Source organism: Arcanobacterium bovis, assembly GCF_004331995.1.
GTDB lineage: Bacteria > Actinomycetota > Actinomycetes > Actinomycetales > Actinomycetaceae > Arcanobacterium_A > Arcanobacterium_A bovis.
This window is the reverse complement of the sequence record NZ_SJDT01000006.1, coordinates 47548-65334: the sequence shown is the minus strand read 5'-3', so window position 1 is coordinate 65334 and position 17787 is coordinate 47548. Positions and strand designations below refer to the sequence as shown.

Genomic DNA, 17787 nt, shown 5'->3' with positions numbered 1-17787 from the left:
ATCCTTTTCGTTGAGAAATGGCTAGTTACAGCAAAATTTTGTTGTGATTTAATGAAAATAATGCTTAGCGCGCCAAATACCCCGCCCTACCCTTGCGGACAAAACGGGGCATTTGCGTTCTATGCCGAGCGTGGATCAGCGAACAATTTGCCCATCTGGATTGAGCTTCATTGCTTCGTACGCAGAACCAGCACCGTATTCGGCGTCAATCTCCGCGCCGGTAGCACGCGCGAGACGAACGGCGGCAGTAAATTCTGCGTCAACCTCAGGATCAAACTTGTAGGTCAGATTCGACACCAAGTAAGCAACGACAGTTGCAAACAAGAATCCAGGCAAGATTTCGTAGAGGCCGAAGATCTTGAACGTACCCCAGATACCAACGGTAACTGCGCCTGTAAGCATTCCAGCAAGAGCGCCTTGCCAGGTCAGCTTACGCCAGTACAGAGCCAGAAGAACGATCGGTCCAAATGCGGCGCCAAAACCAGCCCACGCGAAAGCTACGAGATTCAGAATCGAATCCGTCTTGTACCAAGCAAAAACGGCAGCTAGAACCGATACGGCAAGAACGGTCAAACGGCTAACAGTCAGACCGTAAGAGGCATCAACTCTGCGTCCTCCCTTTGCTTTGAAAATATCTTCCACCACAGCCGAGGAGGTAACCAGAAGCTGCGAGGAGATCGTAGACATAATTGCGGCAAGAATAGCGGCAAGCATGAATCCGGCAATGATTGAGGGGAACATACTCTGACCTGCAATAATAAACACAGATTCTGCTTTTTCTTTGCCGACTTTGAACAGCCCGACATTGTGCGCAGCAATACCCACCATTGCGGTACCACCAGCACCAATAACCGACAGCAACATCCATCCGATTCCGATTCGGCGAGCCTGCTTCGCCTCAGCTGGGCTGCGCAACGCCATGAATCGCACGATGATATGCGGCTGGCCGAAATATCCAAGTCCCCATGCCATTGCGGAGATAACGCCAACCACAGTTGCCCCACCAAACGGCGATACGAAGTGTGGATTTTCAGCCATGATGCCATCTGCGAGATTTCCAAAACCACCCAAGGCAATAACGCCAGCGATCGGAACGGCTACGAGCGCAGCAAGCATCATAAGACCTTGCACCATATCAGTCCACGATACTGCCAAGAATCCGCCAACGAGTGTGTAGAGCACCACCACACCAGCGACGAGCGTCATACCAAGGTGATAATCCATGCCGAATGCCGACTCAAAGAAAACGCCACCAGCCACCATGCCAGACGACACATAGAACGTGAAGAATACGAAGATAATCAGGCCTGCCACAATTCGCACAGAATTGCTCGAATCACGCAAGCGATTTCCTAAGAACGAAGGCACCGTAATAGAATTACCTGCGATTTGCGTATATGAACGCAACCGCGGAGCAACAGCTTTCCAGTTTACCCATGCACCAATCGTCAGACCCACGGCAATCCAAGCTTCCACAAGACCGCTCACATAAAGAGCGCCTGGCAAACCCATCAAAAGCCAGCCAGACATATCAGATGCGCCAGCCGATAGAGCCGCGACGGTTGGATTCAGATCTCGCCCACCGAGCATGTAATCATCGAAGTTCTTTGTGCGGGTATATGCCCAAATTCCAATGATAATCATCGCAACGAAGTAGATAATCATTGCTATTGCTTGACCAGTTACTTGATCCAAAGCAAACTCCTCTCCGAGTGTGGCACTCAATCGTGCCCTTTCTCGGAAGAATAGTACGCATAGGCCCTTAGTCACAACCAATTCTTCAAAATATCTCCATATTGAGATATTTCTAATGCGCATCAGCTTATATACTGAACACCTATTTATTGGCTTAGAGTAGCCAAAAACGAGAATTCTCTTATGTGATAGATAAAAATCTGGCCCCGCATTATGCGGAGCCAGAAAAATTTGCGGAAAAGTTTGCTCAGTCGAGCAGACCCTTCTGTGCAGCCTTTGCCAAACGGCGTGGGATTCGCACCTCGCGACCACCGAAGCGAACGGTCTGGAGCTCGGTAAGCTCAGCCTTCCACTGGGAGCGGCGAGAGCGGGTGTTGCTGCGAGACATCTTGCGCTTTGGAACTGCCATTCCAACCGCTCCTTCCTATATAAGTGGGCTTTTTCAAACCCAAAACAGACTTGAGGCTCAATAAATCTAATCAATAAATTTAACTTGAGCAGACAAACGTCTACTTTAGCCCAGTTCGCACATAATAATCTAGTTCACTGCCACACTTTGTGCTGAGGAACACCACACATTTTCTTGCGCACACAAACCGCAACTCGGCCCTCACCCGCCACACCTGACATAATAGTGTCATGTCCGCACTGCGTCTCGCTTCATACGAACCACTCTCCCACGAGATTGAAATCAAGAAATCTCGTTTCCTCACTTTCGCCAAAAGAGTTAACTGTGTGGATGATGCCCGCGAATATATTTCGCAGATCAAAGAAACTTTTCCAGACGCTCGTCACCACTGCAGTGCATTCGTAGTTTCGATTCCAGGAGCGAATGACGTTTTACATTCCTCCGATGACGGCGAACCTTCCGGAACCGCTGGACGCCCCATGCTTGATATTCTCACCGGTTTTCAGCTCACCGATACGGTTGTGGTGGTGGTTCGATATTTTGGCGGAACACTCCTCGGCACTGGCGGATTAGTTCGCGCATATTCCGATTCAGTTCGCGAATGCCTCATCGGAGCTCACACTGTTACCCAAGCACAATTACAGTGTTTCGACGTCACTCTTTCCCATGCAAGTGCTGGAAAAACGGAAGCTGAACTGCGGGCTCGCGGCTACGACGTCGTCGGAATTGACTACCACAACACGCATGTAACGCTACGCTTAGCAACCTCGAATATCGATAGCTTTATGCGAGATCTTGCCGAAATCAGCTCCGGCGAGGCTAGCGCACACAAGGCTGGAACCGTGATCCGCGAGCACCCTTCACAACCGCTATAGATCCATTCAAAAGCGACCACACCCTCCCAGGGGTCATTAAATATTCAATAATATTTAGCCCTCGGCAGACACTGTTGCGTGCCGCTAGGATCTTTGCCAGTATATTGAGCAAGAAGTTGTCGAGATTTCAATAGTGAACGGGTTTTTCCGAACGGCAACATTTCAATGGAATATTCGGTCACGCGCTTCATCGCAACGTGACTACTAGGCTGATTATCGAGCAAGGTGAAAGGGGCGAGCGATGCAAAATACCTCGTACACCCGCTCCTTGCCATGCTTTTTCTGCTTGTGTACCTGTCGCTAGAGCGTCAGGCTTTAGTTGTGCGCCATATCTGCATGCCTGTCGCTCACTGCTTATGCTGGGCCCCTTGTGTCTAAGCTCCCCATCGGAATATCAGTAACAGTAGAAAGCTATTTTCAATGACTATTTTTAATTCAATGACCGAACTTACCGGTAACACTCCACTCGTTCGTATCAACCGTCTCAGCTCACATACCAAGGCAAATATCCTCGCTAAGCTCGAATTTTACAATCCTGCCAACTCAGTAAAAGACCGAATTGGCGTAGCTATTGTAGATGCTGCCGAAGCCTCAGGTCAGCTCCAACCTGGCGGCATGATCGTGGAAGCAACCTCAGGAAATACCGGCATCGCCCTCGCGTGGGTTGGCGCAGCGCGCGGCTATAAAGTGGTTCTCACAATGCCGGCGTCGATGTCGCAAGAGCGCCGTGCCCTCCTGCGCGGCTTCGGAGCTGAGCTCGTACTCACCGAGCCCGCCAAAGGTATGCAAGGTGCGGTGGATCGCGCCAAAGAGATCGTGGCAGAAAATCCGCAAGCCATCTTAGCTTCGCAATTTGCTAACACTGCTAACCCGCTCATTCACGAGCGCACCACTGGCCCGGAAATATGGAACGATACCGATGGTCAGGTAGACATCTTCGTAGCTGGAGTTGGCACGGGAGGCACACTTACCGGAACGGGTCACTACCTGCGCGAAAAGAATCCGAATATCAAGATCGTGGCTGTTGAACCGAGCGATTCACCACTGCTCTCGCAGGGTAAAGCAGGACCACACAAGATCCAAGGTATCGGTGCGAATTTCGTTCCGGAGGTACTTGATCGCAACGTGTATGACGACGTCGTGACCGTAACGTTCGACGACGCACTCGAAACAGCCCGTCGTGCCGCACACGAAGAGGGAATCTTAGCAGGATTCTCAGGCGGCGCCGCGTTATGGGCAGCCATCCAGCTCGCTGAACGCCCAGAAAATGCGAATAAAACTATCGTGACAGTCATTCCTGATTTCGGAGAACGGTACGTTTCCACAGCACTTTTCGAAGGTCTCACGGAATAAGCGAAGCTAAACGGATATAGGCTCTAAGCATGCATATTACGTTCAAAGAACAACTCATTGAGGATCTACAAGCTGCGGTAAATCACGATCCAGCCGCACGTAGCGCCCTTGAAGTCGCCCTCGTCTACCCTGGCGTGCATGCGCTTTGGGTGCATCGGCTCGCACACCGAATGTGGGTAAAAAGCCTGCTACTGCGCCTGCCTGCCCGAGTTCTCTCCCAGATCGCCCGGGCAGTAACAGGTATTGAAATTCATCCTGCGGCTAAACTTGGCAGACGACTTTTCATTGACCACGGAATGGGTGTTGTGATCGGCGAAACTGCCGAAGTCGGTGAAGACGTGACCATTTTTCACGGCACCACTTTGGGTGGCACGTCGATGAAGAAGGGCAAACGTCATCCAACGATTGGCAATCGCGTGACGATTGGTTCAGGAGCTAAAGTTCTCGGTCCAATTACGGTGGGCGACGACGTTCAGATCGGCGCGAATGCCGTCGTCGTTAAAGATGTGCCAGCAGGCATGGTAGCCGTGGGTGTGCCGGCACAAAATCGAGCTACCAATCGCCACGAGATTAATATCGATCCGGCAATATACATCTGATAATCGGGTATTGAATAGGTATGTGGCTGAGCCAGTACATTGACTGGCTCAGCCACATACCTATTCTTGGTAATTCTTGGTTTGCTACCGCGGAGGTTGTTCTTGGGTATGCTTTGTTCGAGACCTTGCGACCTACCTCGGTAACGACCTACCGTTTACGTCGATTGAGGATTAGCGCTGACTATCTGCTACTTAGCGCTGCTTTTCAAAATCTGCAATCATGTCGATACGCGACTGATGGCGAGATTCAACATCGTAACCCGTGTTGAGGAAGATCTCGACGAGCCGAGTAGCTTCCTCAATCGTATGCTGACGTGCTCCAATCGAAATAACGTTGGCGTTATTGTGCTCACGTGCTAGCTCAGCAGTGGACTCATTCCATGCCAGTGCAGCCCGAACTCCCACAACCTTATTGGCAGCAATTTGTTCGCCGTTACCAGAACCGCCGATAACGATACCGAGGGAACCAGCGTCGGACACAACAGCTTGAGCGCACTCGAAACATACCGGAGGGTATGCATCAAGTTTGTCGTATTCGTGATAACCGTGGTCAATTACCTCATGGCCTTGCGCCGAAAGGTGCTCCACGAGATGATTTTTCAATTCAAAACCTGCATGGTCAGTTGCTATATGTACTCGCATGCTCTCAGCATAACTAACAAGCGGGGGAAGATTCGAGCGAATTCACCAGCTACAATTTATTTATGATTCAAACTGATACCGTAACCAGCGAAGTTGTCGCAAAGCTCAACCAAGATATTCGCCCTCAAGACGATCTTTATCGCCACGTGAACGGCGCTTGGCTTGAAGTTGCTGAAATCCCAGCCGACCAGGCTTCTACCGGCACTTTTATTGATCTACGAAACGCCTCTGAAGCGCGCGTCAAAGCTATTATTGATGAGCTTACTGACGGCGAAGCGAAGAGCGACGACGCACAAAAGATCGCTGATCTTTTCTCGTCGTTTATGGACGAAGCCAGAATTGAAGGGCTCGGCGCGGGTCCGTTACTTCACGATCTCGAACTGATCGCTAGCGCACAAGACAAAGCGGAGCTAGCCGTGGCAGTCGCGCGCCTAGGCGTTACCGGCGTCGATATGCCATTCGGAATTACCATTGAGGCTGATCGAAATAATCCCTCAGAGTACATCACGTGGATTTTCCAGTCCGGAATCGGTCTGCCGGACGAATCGTTCTACCGCTCCCCCGAATACGCTGAATTGCTCGAAGCATATAAAGAGTTTGTTCCTACTCTCTATTCGCTCGCTCTTGAGCATGACGACGAGCAGGCGCAATTAGCTGCTCAGCGCATCATTGATATCGAAACTAAAATTGCGTCGTCGCATTTCACCGCAGTAGAAGCACGTGATGCCGAAAAGACCAACAATGTGATGAGCATTGATGAATTTATCGCCTCAGCGCCTGGCTTTGAGTGGAATGCGGCATTCGAAGTGCTCGGCTTAACGGCAGAGAAAGCCCCTGAGCTGTTGATCTACACTCCGCGGGCACTTACCGGTTTCGCGCAAACGTGGAACGATGCCGATCTGGAAGCTCTGCGCGATTATCTACGCTGGCTCGTGATTCGCGCCCGTGCTCCTTACTTGTCTAGCGCAATCGTACAGGCAAATTTCAGTTTCTACGGACAAGTTCTCAGTGGTCAGGAAGAGATTCGCGAGCGCTGGAAGCGTGGAGTTCAACTGGTAGATGCAGTGCTTGGCGAGGCTGTTGGCAAAGAGTTCGTAGCTCGCCACTTCCCGCCAGAGTACAAAGCTCAAATGGAACAACTTGTGGATGATCTGCTCGCAGCATACAAGGAATCCATCACCGATTTGGACTGGATGACTGAGGAAACGAAAGCGAAGGCGCTCGCCAAGCTTGCCACTTTCGTAACCAAGATCGGCTACCCGGACAAATGGCGTGATTACTCTGAGCTCGTGATCACCGCCGATGATCTCGTTGGCAATATGCGCCACGCAGCGGAATTTGAGCATTGGCACCACATCGAAAAACTGGGCAAAGATGTAGATCGCGGCGAATGGCATATGTACCCGCAAACTGTGAATGCCTATTACAACCCAGTGGCGAACGAAATTGTGTTCCCAGCTGCAATTCTGCAACCACCTTTCTTTGATCCGAACGCTGACGCGGCGTGGAATTACGGTGGAATTGGCGCTGTGATCGGTCACGAAATCGGTCACGGTTTCGACGACCAAGGTTCGAAGTACGACGGCGAAGGCAAGCTGAACAATTGGTGGACGGAGCAAGACCGCGAAGAGTTTGAGAAGCGCACTAAGGCTCTAGTTGATCAGTATGAAGCTTATGTGCCTGCTCAGTTTGCACCAGATTCGCCTTTCCATGTGCAAGGAGAACTCACGCTTGGTGAGAATATTGGTGATCTCGGCGGCTTAACTATCGCTCTCAAGGCATACAATATTGCGATGAAACGTGCTGGCTTCGACTCTGCTGCCGCTGTGCCGGAAATCGAGGGCTACAACGGTATTCAACGAGTTCTGCTGGCATTTGCCCGGATTTGGCAAGAAAAGCGACGCAACGAGGCTATGGTTCAAAGCGTGGCCACCGATCCACACTCCCCTGCTGAATTCCGCTGCAATGGAGTAATCAAGAATGTGGATGCCTTTGCCGAAGAATTTGATGTTCGTGAAGGTGATGCTTTGTACTTGGCTCCCGAAGATCGAGTTCGAATCTGGTAACGACTCATTCATGCATGGCTGAGCTGTGCTGATGGGGTGTGGGTGGCGCTGTCACGATTGTACAGCGCCACCCACACCCCATCTCTAGACAAATACTCGGCCGGTCAGGCGGATACTACTCGGTTTAAATACAGCTCAATACCGCGCTTCAATACCGCGCAGATTGTGCGCTTGTTACTCAGTCAAACACTGGACCAGTAGTACGCGTCCGCTTTAATTCAAAGAAACCAGGCACCCGCGCCAAGGCGAGTGTTCCATCCCAGAGCTTGACGGCGTCGTCGCCATGAGGAGCGGGAGACAAAACTGGACCGAAGAATGCAACGCCATCAACTGCGATAATAGGCACTCCGACGTCTTGACCTACCAGCGCGAGCGCCCGATCAGTCGATTCATCTCCATGCCGATCAAATTCGCCCTCCTTCGCGCGCTCAAGAATGCCTTGATCCAGATTGCATTCAGCGAGCGCGGCAGCGATAGTGGCTTCGCCTTTCTCAGCACCTTCGTTGAAAAAGCGTTTTCCCAGAGCCGTGTAGAAATCACCGAGTTGGTTAGGAATTAAGTGATGCACCCCCGCAGTTACCTGCGCGCCGAGTTTAACTTGCGCGAGATGTTCACGATAGTCAGCCGGGATGTCTTTTCCTTCATTGAGATGCCACAACCGGAATGGATTCCACTCAATCTCCAGATTTCGCAATTGCGAAACTTCAACGAGCCAACGAGAGGTAATCCACGTCCACGGGCAGGCTGGATCGAACCAAAATTCAACGCGCTCGGCCATCTTTCCTCAATTCTTCACTTCTCAATTCTCAAAACATGCGAATCAGCATGTATGACAACTAATACCTGATCACACATTCAGTATGGCACAATCGATTTTCCAATCGCCTCACCAACTTCGCACAAATTCACGATTGAGCTAGGCTTAAGAGTGGAAAATGCCCATGCAACGAGAGGAAAAACGTGCCAGGAGAAAACCTTACTCGGGTTGAGGCAGCCGAGCGCGCCGAACTTATCCAGACTCACTCATACCTAGTGGAACTCAATCTCACGGGAAGTGATACTTTTACCTCCCGATCCACGATCAATTTTGGTGCCAAAGCGGGGTGTTCATCCTTCGTTGATCTCATTGCCGAATCAATTGAACACATTTCTTTGAATGGCGTTGAACTGCCAGTTTCTAGCTATGCCGATTCCCGCATTCCGCTTGCGAATCTTGCAGAGACTAACGAGCTTATTGTTGAGGCTACCTGCAAGTATTCTCATACTGGCGAGGGCCTTCACCGCGCGATCGACCCCGCTGACGATCAAGCTTATCTATACTCCCAGTTCGAAGTACCAGATTCGCGCCGCATGTTTGCGGTATTCGAACAGCCGGATCTGAAAGCAAACTTCACTTTTGTGGTCACTGCACCTGAACACTGGAACGTCTTTTCTGTCTCGCCCACCCCAGAACCAACGTCGCATGGCGATGGCACTGCAACGTGGGAATTCACACCTACTGAAACGATTTCATCCTACCTGACCTGCATCGTTGCTGGTCCATATAAGGGCGTGGAAGGCGAATACACCTCAGTTGATGGACGCACAATTCCTATGGGTGTTTATGTGCGCGAATCTTTGTACGAATACCTTGATGGCGAAGAAATCATCGAGATTACCAAAGCGGGAATGCCTTTCTTCGAAGAGGCATTCGCTCAGCCATATCCGTTCCGCAAATACGATCAGATCTTCGTGCCCGAATATAACGCAGGCGCGATGGAGCATCCAGGCTGCGTGACGATCCTCGATGATTACGTATTCCGCTCCCGCCCATCTGAAGCTATCGTGGAACGACGTGCCGTCACCGTATTACACGAGCTAGCGCATATGTGGTTTGGCGATCTCGTCACCATGAAATGGTGGGATGACTTGTGGCTTAATGAGTCTTTCGCTGAATACATGAGCCATGTGGCGACGGCGCAAACCACCCGCTGGACGGACGCTTGGGTTACGTTCAATTCTTCCGAAAAGTCTTGGGCGCAGGCCCAAGATCAGCTTCCGTCAACTCACCCGATCGCTGCTGATATCCGCGATCTTGAAGATGTGATGGTCAACTTTGACGGAATCACTTACGGCAAGGGCGCATCCGTATTCCAGCAGCTCGTAGCATACGTTGGCTGGGATGGTTTTATCACTGGCGTTCAGAAATATCTCGCCAAGAAAGCGTGGGGAAATGCCACGCTCAACGATTTGCTGGTTGAACTTGAGGCCGCATCTGGCCGCGACCTGCACGAATGGTCCCGACTCTGGCTCGAAGAATCAGGTATCAATATTCTCAAACCAGAAATTGTGGACGACGGCGGTAAGCTCGTTTCGTTCTCAATCCGACAAGAATCCGATGGTAGGTCCTCGTTGCGTCCCCACCGAATTTGCGTGGGAGGATACAACATTGTTGACGGACGTTACCAGAAGGTTGCGCACGCTGAACTGGACATCGCTGGTGAACTCACTGAGGTTAAGGAATTTGCAGGCATTGAGCGCCCTGAACTAATCCTTATCAACGACGGCGATTTCGCGTATGCCAAGGTCCGGCTTGATGAAGTATCGCTACGAAATGCTGTGCAGAACATCAATTTGTTCACCGACCGCCTCACCCGCACGCTCGTGCTTTTCTCAGCGTGGGATATGTGCCGCGACGGCGAAATGCCAGCTACGGACTTCGCACACCTCATTCTCACTGCTTTGGAGACAGAAGATCACGGCACTGTGCTACGCACGATCCTCAATCAGTTAGCCACTGCCACAAATCTTTACTCAGCACCAGCTACGCGTTCTGAGCTGCAACTCGACGTGGCAACACGCCTCGCGGAGATTGCTGCTAATACCGAACCTGGATCGGATCGCCAGCTGCAGATCACAACCTCGGCTGTAGCCTTGGCTCATACCGACGACCAGCTCAAAACCATCGCAGGGTGGCTTGAAGGAGTCGATGTGCCCCAAGGTCTCGTGATGGACAACGCTATGCGCTGGTCCGTGTTGCAGCGCTTAGCAGCTGCTGGTCAGGTATCGGAGGACGACGTCGAGCGCGAGCGTTCCGAACGCGACAATACGGCGTCGGGCGCCGTTGCTGCTGCGCGGGCACGGGCAGCTATTGCTGATCCGGCAGCCAAACAACGCGCTTGGGACGATCTCACAGGCGGCGAAGTTCCAAACTCTTTACAGCGCGGATTAGCTTTAGGTTTCTCCGGTGGCGATGCAGCGCTTCTCGTACCATTCGTGGAGAAGTATTTCGCTAGCGTGGAACAGCAGTGGGCAGAGCGCACAAAAGAAATCGCTTCAAATATGATTTCATACTCCTTCCCCACGAAACTCGCTGGTCGCACCGATCTTGGTGTAGACATCGTCGAATATGGCCAGGCGTGGCTTGCAGAGCATCCCGATGCAGCTCCTGCAATGCTTCGACTCGTCTCAGAAGCGCTTGATGGCGCTCGACGTGCCATCACCGCCCAAGAATGTGACGCACAGCGTTAAAACTCTCGGGCTTAAAGGAGTAGGCAACTTTTGAGAGCTGGTGGGGTCGATTCGCGAATCGACCCCACCAGTCTTATGTGCGTTATCAAAAATTCTCTGTGCTTGCACACATTAGCGTTCCCAACAGGCAAAGCTCGAGAGAACGTCAATTTAACAAGTTGTGCTAAGCCAACAAGAGATTAATCGTCTGGTTCAGTATTGACGATCAGCGCTAATTCTTGCAATAACGGCTGCGCTTGAGCTCCAAGAATGAGTTGGATCTTATTGTGTTGAATAACAAGGCTCAACGCCATCGCTCTGAGGCGCACAATATCAAGAGCTGCAATGTTATGAACTGAAATTTCGATACGGCTTATCGCACCGTCAACCTTCGCAAGGTTGTCCAGCCCACCACATGCAGTGATAATACTGCTAGCGGTTAGTTCCTCATGTGCTTGCGCCATCAAAGCCACCTAATTTATGCATTACCTAATTTAGTGCCCAAGATTATTCTTAAAGCTCCGCACCAAGGAAAGCAAGCGTGGATTTGTAGACAGCTCCTCAACAAGCACAACTTTCTCTGTGCCATCTGCCAAAGGAATGCGCCAGTTCGGATACTCGCGATCAGTACCAGGTTGGTTTTGAGCGCGACGTTCGCCAACGGCGTCGGTCAATGAAATACCCAATAGTGCAGCCGGAGTTTGAGCGATATATCCGTGCAATGCTTCAACGATCTCTCGCTCAGAGGCATCCGCACCCAATAATTCGTATTCGCGAAGCCGATCTAGCACTTGCCCGCGCTCGCGGCGCGCCTCGAGGCGCGTCTGCTCTTCAGACTCTTCCAACAATCCCAGACGTGCGCGTAGATCCACATGTTCCTCGGCTAGATAGCCAGCTGCCGGTGGCAAATCATGAGTATTTACGGTAACAAGTACATCGCGTCGGTAAGCGCTCGCCTGCTTGGGGGCGCCGTCGTCTTCCTTTTCAAACCAGAACACAGAGGTACCCAAAATACCGCGCTCAGTCAGATACTCGCGTACCCACGGCTCCACAGTGCCCAAATCTTCACCAATGATAATGGCACCACTGCGGTATGCTTCCAGCAGCAAAATACCCACCATAGCTTCATGGTTAAATTGCACATAGGTGCCGTCCACAGGAGAATTACCAGCCGGAATCCACCAAAGCCGGAACAAGCCCATTACATGGTCAATTCGCAATGCGCCCGCATGGCGCAATACAGTGCGAACCATATCGCGCAATGGAGCGTATTCCATTGCTTCCAATTCGGTGGGCTGCCACGGTGGCTGATGCCAGTTCTGCCCCTGCTGATTGTACATATCTGGGGGTGCGCCTACGCCCACGTTCTTGGCAAATGCGTGCGGGATAGTCCACGTATCTGCACCCATCGGATGGACGCCAACCGCCAAGTCATGGCAAATTCCATATTCCATACCGGCCGACTTCGCCACCGATTGTGCTGTGCGAAGTTGCTCGTCCATAATCCACTGAAGCCATGCCCAAAAATCGATACGCTCTGCCAAACGAAGGCGTTCTTGAGCGACAAAAGGCGAGGATATGTCACGCAAACGTTCGGGAATCACACCATCATGTGCCTCATTTATCGCGCACCACAGGGCGAAATTCTCGAGCCCTTCGCCCTCAATTTGCCGAAAACGCTCAAAGGCTCGCTGACGAGCTTCCGAACGTTCCACATGGAAAATTACTTCAAGTGCTTCGCGCTTGGCTTCCCACACCTTGTTGCGATCAATGAGCTGATTTTCCAGAGAGGTCTTCTTTATCTCCTCTCCAGCCCAGGTCACAAGAGAGCGTTGCGGTGCGCTCATATAAGCGACTTCAAGAATATTTTCCGGCCTGATATAAATCGGGTTGAAGAACCGTCGCGTTGCAGGCAAATAGGGCGACGGCGACATGTCGCCAACAACCTCAGCGGCATGCAATGGATTGATGAGCAAGAAATCCGCGCCTAAATCACCGAAAGCTGAGCTCATTTCCGCCAGATCGTCGAGGTCACCAATTCCCCAAGAACGCTGCGAGCGCACCGAATAGAGCTGAGCCATCATTCCCCACGACCGCCCCCATGCTCGTTTACCCTCGGGAAGGCGATTTGGCGTAACGATCAGACTCGCTTCATACTCAGTGCATTCAGCACTTCCTGCACCAGGTTCGTGCGCGGAAATAACAGCGGAATTAACAAATGCACGCAATGTGTGGTAGCCGAGCTGAGTTCCCTCGGGCACACTAAAAGTTGCCTGACCAGTTAGAACTCCGTTGATATGACGCGGCTCGGTGAAATCCTCACACTGGTTGAGAGCCAACCGCCCGCCGTCTTCCAATATCAGCTCAACACGCACTTCGGAACCGTGCGGAATATGCACGTGGATAGGAGTGCTACGATCGTTTCGTACCACACTGCAAGCAGGCAAAACGCTGTACCATTCACGGTTTCGACGCCGCTCTAGCTCGCCTTCGAGCGTGGCATCAGTTAGGTCAGTTACCCCCATAGATTCGAGCACTGCGATGAGGGTATGATCCTCAACCTGGCGCAAGTTTCCGTCGTATCCCCAAAACTCGGTAGCAACACCGTAGGCGTGCGCCAGCTGAACCAATAACTCACGGTTATGAATATACGAAACCATCAAAGCTCCCTCGCTGCACTGGCGAAATTCTCGGGGTCGGAAATATGTTGAAGTCAGGCCGCAAGGCGCAACAATAACTCTTGATAATTTTACTCAATCCGCGTGTTGAAACCTAGTTGGAAACACATTTTCCGCTGTGCACATAAGCGGATAGAGTAGAGGTATACATGCAGGAGGAGGAGAAGATGATGAGGATTTCCATTCCAACGTCCAATGATGAGCCTTTGGCAGCTGTTCTTAACACCCTTCGAATGAAGGTAAAAGAGAGTAATTCCTTCGAAGGAAACAACTTGCCGCAATTTTCTGGTCGCGTTTATGGAGGTCAAGTCTTTGCCCAAGCGGTAGTCGCTGCAGCATCGAGTCTGATCGACGCTGGAATGCCGGAGCGAAATATCCATTCAATCACTGCTGCATTTTTAAGACCTGGCCAGATAGATGAGCCAATCACTTTTGATGTCGAAGATGTACTTGATGGTCGATCGTTTTCAACGCGACGCATTTATGCTTCTCAGTTCGGGCAAACGATTTTTAGTGCGCGCGCCTCATTCCAGGCGCAACAGCCCGGCGTCGAACATCAATCAGCAATGCCGGTTGCGCCGCCGCCAGAGGAATTAGAATCTTCGGTGGATTTCTTCGCGTCCCTTGATCTGCCCATCGCACGGTTCATGAGCTCAACTAATGCCATTGATATGCGCCATGTCGATGGTGCAATCTGGACGCGCGCTCAAAAGCACCCTACCGATTCCACGCTCTTGTGGTTCAAACTCCGAAATCCGATGCCACGCGAATCTGATCAATTACTCCATCGCGCGATCCTTGCCTATGCCACAGACCAGTTCATGCTCGAACCAATTTTGCGTATGCACGGAATGTCTTGGTTGCACCCAGACCTCTCGCTAGCAACTCTTGACCACGCAATCTGGTGGCATCGCGACGTCGACATGTCTGATTGGGTGCTCGCTGAACTAAGTTCCCCGTCGGCTCAGGGCGGGCGCGGACTCTCTATCGCCAAATTCTTCCAAGCCGGTGAGCACATCGCCACTATGGCACAAGAAGGCATGGTGCGAACCAGAAACCTGCCCAATTTGCCGCAGTAACAATTCCAACTTGCCGTAGTAGAAAGTATGGGGACAGTTCAGATCGATGAACTGTCCCCACTACCTATCGCACTGATTAGTGCAATATGGCGCTATTGCTGACTTCCCTGCACAAAGCGTTCGGCTAAATCTTCGGGCGATTCCTTGAGGTACGTGCGAACCGGCGCGTCGAGATCTTGGACTTGATCTGAGTTCCAGTGTTTGACCATATACACAATCGCCACAATCATTGCCAGGGCAAATACCGCTCCACCAGCAATAAAGATAAACGAGGCAATGTTATACACAAGCACCACAAATCACGCTCCACACTAAGAATATTTTGCCAACAATGCTCAGTCGCTACCGTTCAGTCGCGAGTTAGCTTCCGGTATGCCATTGAACTTGGGCGAGCAGCGTCTGGACCAAGCCGCTCAACCTTGTTCTTCTCATAAGATTCGAAGTTACCTTCGAACCAGTACCAGTTGTATGGCTCTTCTTCTGTGCCTTCCCATGCAAGAATATGGGTTGCCACGCGATCGAGGAACCAGCGATCGTGGGTAATGACAACCGCACAACCAGGGAATTCAAGCAAGGCATTTTCCAGTGATCCGAGTGTTTCGACGTCGAGATCGTTGGTTGGTTCATCGAGCAGAATTAGGTTTCCACCCTGTTTCAACGTAAGCGCCAAGTTGAGACGGTTACGCTCGCCTCCCGATAGCACCCCAGCTAGCTTCTGTTGATCTGCACCTTTGAAGCCAAAGGCAGAAACATAGGCACGCGAAGGCATTTCGACATTGCCGACTTTGATGAAGTCCAGGCCGTCGGATACAACTTCCCACAGGTTCTTATTGGGGTCGATGCCTGCACGGTTCTGATCCACGTAGGAAATCTTTACCGTCTCACCGATTTTCAGATCGCCACCATCAAGCGGTTCGAGGCCAACAATCGTCTTGAACAACGTAGTTTTACCCACACCATTTGGACCGATGATACCCACAATGCCATTGCGTGGGAGGGAGAACGAAAGATCTTTGATGAGCGTGCGCTCTCCAAAACCCTTAAGCAAATCTCTGGCTTCAATCACCACATTTCCAAGGCGTGGACCTGGTGGAATCTGGATTTCTTCGAAGTCAAGCTTGCGTGTGCGCTCAGCCTCGGCAGCCATTTCTTCATAGCGCGCCAAACGTGCTTTCGACTTGGCTTGGCGCCCCTTAGCGGAGGAACGTACCCATTCGAGTTCTTCCTTCAAGCGCTTTTGCAACTTGGCATCCTTCTTGCCTTGGATTTGCAAGCGATCTTGCTTCTTCTCCAAGTAAGTGGAGTAGTTCCCCTCATAAGGATAGAGCTGACCACGATCAACTTCTGCAATCCATTCAGCAACGTGATCCAAGAAATAGCGATCGTGTGTCACGGCGATTACGGCACCAGGATATTTGGCCAGATGCTGCTCAAGCCATTCCACCGACTCGGCGTCAAGGTGGTTGGTCGGTTCGTCGAGCAGCAGCAAATCCGGTGCCTCGAGCAGCAGCTTACACAAGGCAACACGACGTCGTTCGCCACCCGAAAGCACATTCACTGGCGCGTCCGGCGGTGGGCAGCGTAGTGCGTCCATCGCCTGCGCCAACTGTGCATCAAGATCCCACGCATTTGCCGCATCGATCTCTGTTTGGAGCTTGCCCATCTCTTCCATCAATGCATCAAAATCGGCATCTGGCTCAGCCATTTCAAGGCCGATCTGATTGAATCGCTCAACCTTGGCAAACATCTCGCCGGCAGCTTCTTGAACGTTTTCAAGTACCGTTTTGGACTCATTGAGTGGTGGCTCTTGCAACAAGATTCCCACCGAATAGCCTGGCGACAGCCTTGCCTCACCATTCGAAGGCTCATCCAAGCCCGCCATAATCTTCAAAATTGTCGATTTTCCAGCGCCATTCGGACCCACCATACCAATCTTGGCACCAGGTAAGAAGGCCATCGTTACATCGTTCAGGATTACCTTGTCACCAATGGTCTTACGAGCCCGAACCATGGAGTAAATATATTCAGCCACGTTTCCTCATCATCTCTTGACGTGTCATGCAAATTGCAGAATTTTCCATAGTCAAGCCTAGCGAAAACGAGTCTTGAATTAAAGCTCATAGATCACTAAGCCAATACTGCCTTGCATCTCTATGAGCTTCAATTCATCAGTAAACGAACAGCTGCTTAGCTCACCCCGACGAGAACACCTGCCGGATCGACGTTATCGCCGATGCACTCATGCTCCTGCTCGGACCTCTGTTCATGCAGCTCATCCGTTTCGGCGTCGTCAACAGAGATTTCGCTCATGGAAATGTATTCGTCGCTATTGTGCACGCGCCCAACTTCCCACTTATTCGCTTCGCCGTCCACCTCAGGCAGTGCCGCATGCGATGCCTTCACAAATGAAGCTATCCCATTGTTGAGATCAATGCCGATTGAATCTGCCATGATGATATTCGACGTGCGTGTAGAGCCTTCTTTATCCACATAAGATCGAGTCACAAGCCGACCCCTCACCAGCAATGGAGTTCCTTTATGCACGCACATTGACACATTTCGGGCAAGTGATCCATAGCAGCGGACCGAATACCACGTGGTGTTACCGTCCTCGAACTGTCCAGATTTACGACTGAAAATACGCGCCGTAACCCCCACGTTTACTACTACCGTTGAGATCTTGGTTTGATTTCCATCGGGCGAATCCGAATTTGAGTAGATGATCGGATCATTTCCCGCCCATCCGCGCACTGAGATTGTAGTTTCGTTCGACATATCTTCTCCTTAAAAATTGGAACTGACACGTCAAGTCTCAACCAAACTTTTTCCTGATTCAGCAAGCCAAAAATATCTGTGGAAAGCCAACGCACTTCGCGCGATTGTGGACAACCACCTTTATCAA

Annotated in this window: 15 protein-coding genes; 6 read left to right on the top strand and 9 right to left on the bottom strand. The window is 51.3% G+C overall.

The genetic code is table 11. The features are described 5' to 3' along the window. Positions 1-135 precede the first annotated feature (135 nt). Together putP and rpmF are read right to left on the bottom strand one after the other, a co-directional pair. Positions 136-1695, bottom strand: coding sequence for a sodium/proline symporter PutP (gene putP, locus EZJ44_RS07595; RefSeq protein WP_131281977.1), 1560 nt, complete (start codon positions 1693-1695; stop codon positions 136-138). A 247-nt stretch (positions 1696-1942) separates the two neighbouring features. Further along, a complete protein-coding gene (gene rpmF, locus EZJ44_RS07590) occupies positions 1943-2104 on the bottom strand; it encodes a 50S ribosomal protein L32 (protein ID WP_124055100.1) in 162 nt (53 codons plus the stop codon). Positions 2105-2334: 230 nt separating this feature from the next. On the opposite strand from rpmF, the gene EZJ44_RS07585 reads away from it, so the two are divergent. The 3 genes from EZJ44_RS07585 (at position 2335) to epsC (ending at position 4931) form a co-directional block, all read left to right on the top strand. Next, positions 2335-2979 carry a YigZ family protein gene (locus tag EZJ44_RS07585; RefSeq protein ID WP_131281973.1) on the top strand — a complete coding sequence of 215 codons (645 nt, stop codon included), beginning with the start codon at positions 2335-2337 and terminating at the stop codon, positions 2977-2979. Positions 2980-3399: 420 nt separating this feature from the next. Continuing rightward, entirely contained in the window at positions 3400-4332 is a 933-nt protein-coding gene (cysK, locus tag EZJ44_RS07580) for a cysteine synthase A (RefSeq protein WP_131281971.1), read from the top strand. Positions 4333-4361: 29 nt separating this feature from the next. Then, positions 4362-4931 (top strand): serine O-acetyltransferase EpsC, encoded by a 570-nt coding sequence (gene epsC, locus EZJ44_RS07575; protein ID WP_131281969.1) that lies wholly within the window; start codon positions 4362-4364, stop codon positions 4929-4931. Positions 4932-5123: 192 nt separating this feature from the next. Here the strand turns inward: epsC and EZJ44_RS07570 are convergent, their stop codons facing one another. Then, the gene (locus tag EZJ44_RS07570) at positions 5124-5573 is read right to left on the bottom strand and encodes a ribose-5-phosphate isomerase (RefSeq protein WP_131281967.1); all 450 of its coding nucleotides are present in this window, start codon (positions 5571-5573) and stop codon (positions 5124-5126) included. Positions 5574-5635: 62 nt separating this feature from the next. Between EZJ44_RS07570 and EZJ44_RS07565 the strand changes: the two genes are divergently transcribed. Next, a complete protein-coding gene (locus EZJ44_RS07565; RefSeq protein WP_131281965.1) occupies positions 5636-7639 on the top strand; it encodes a M13 family metallopeptidase in 2004 nt (667 codons plus the stop codon). 178 nt (positions 7640-7817) lie between these two features. Here the strand turns inward: EZJ44_RS07565 and EZJ44_RS07560 are convergent, their stop codons facing one another. After that, a complete protein-coding gene (locus EZJ44_RS07560; RefSeq protein WP_131281963.1) occupies positions 7818-8417 on the bottom strand; it encodes a mycothiol-dependent nitroreductase Rv2466c family protein in 600 nt (199 codons plus the stop codon). 182 nt (positions 8418-8599) lie between these two features. Between EZJ44_RS07560 and pepN the strand changes: the two genes are divergently transcribed. Further along, the gene (gene pepN / locus EZJ44_RS07555) at positions 8600-11149 is read left to right on the top strand and encodes an aminopeptidase N (protein ID WP_131281961.1); all 2550 of its coding nucleotides are present in this window, start codon (positions 8600-8602) and stop codon (positions 11147-11149) included. A gap of 179 nt (positions 11150-11328) precedes the next feature. Here pepN and EZJ44_RS07550 read toward each other — a convergent pair whose 3' ends face one another. Further along, entirely contained in the window at positions 11329-11592 is a 264-nt protein-coding gene (locus EZJ44_RS07550; RefSeq protein WP_131281959.1) for a hypothetical protein, read from the bottom strand. A 30-nt stretch (positions 11593-11622) separates the two neighbouring features. Continuing rightward, complete coding sequence (gene malQ, locus EZJ44_RS07545; RefSeq protein ID WP_131281957.1) at positions 11623-13788, bottom strand: 4-alpha-glucanotransferase; 2166 nt, start codon at positions 13786-13788, stop codon at positions 11623-11625. Between the two features lie 185 nt (positions 13789-13973). Between malQ and EZJ44_RS07540 the strand changes: the two genes are divergently transcribed. Next, entirely contained in the window at positions 13974-14885 is a 912-nt protein-coding gene (locus EZJ44_RS07540) for an acyl-CoA thioesterase (protein ID WP_131281955.1), read from the top strand. Between the two features lie 92 nt (positions 14886-14977). On the opposite strand, the gene EZJ44_RS07535 is transcribed toward EZJ44_RS07540, so the two are convergent. From EZJ44_RS07535 to EZJ44_RS07525, 3 genes are all read right to left on the bottom strand, one after another. Further along, a complete protein-coding gene (locus tag EZJ44_RS07535) occupies positions 14978-15178 on the bottom strand; it encodes a hypothetical protein (protein WP_131281953.1) in 201 nt (66 codons plus the stop codon). Positions 15179-15234: 56 nt separating this feature from the next. Continuing rightward, positions 15235-16917: an energy-dependent translational throttle protein EttA gene (gene ettA, locus EZJ44_RS07530; protein WP_131281951.1), complete on the bottom strand. Its 1683-nt coding sequence runs from the start codon at positions 16915-16917 to the stop codon at positions 15235-15237. Positions 16918-17072: 155 nt separating this feature from the next. Then, positions 17073-17660: a single-stranded DNA-binding protein gene (locus EZJ44_RS07525; RefSeq protein ID WP_131281949.1), complete on the bottom strand. Its 588-nt coding sequence runs from the start codon at positions 17658-17660 to the stop codon at positions 17073-17075. Positions 17661-17787: the final 127 nt, after the last annotated feature.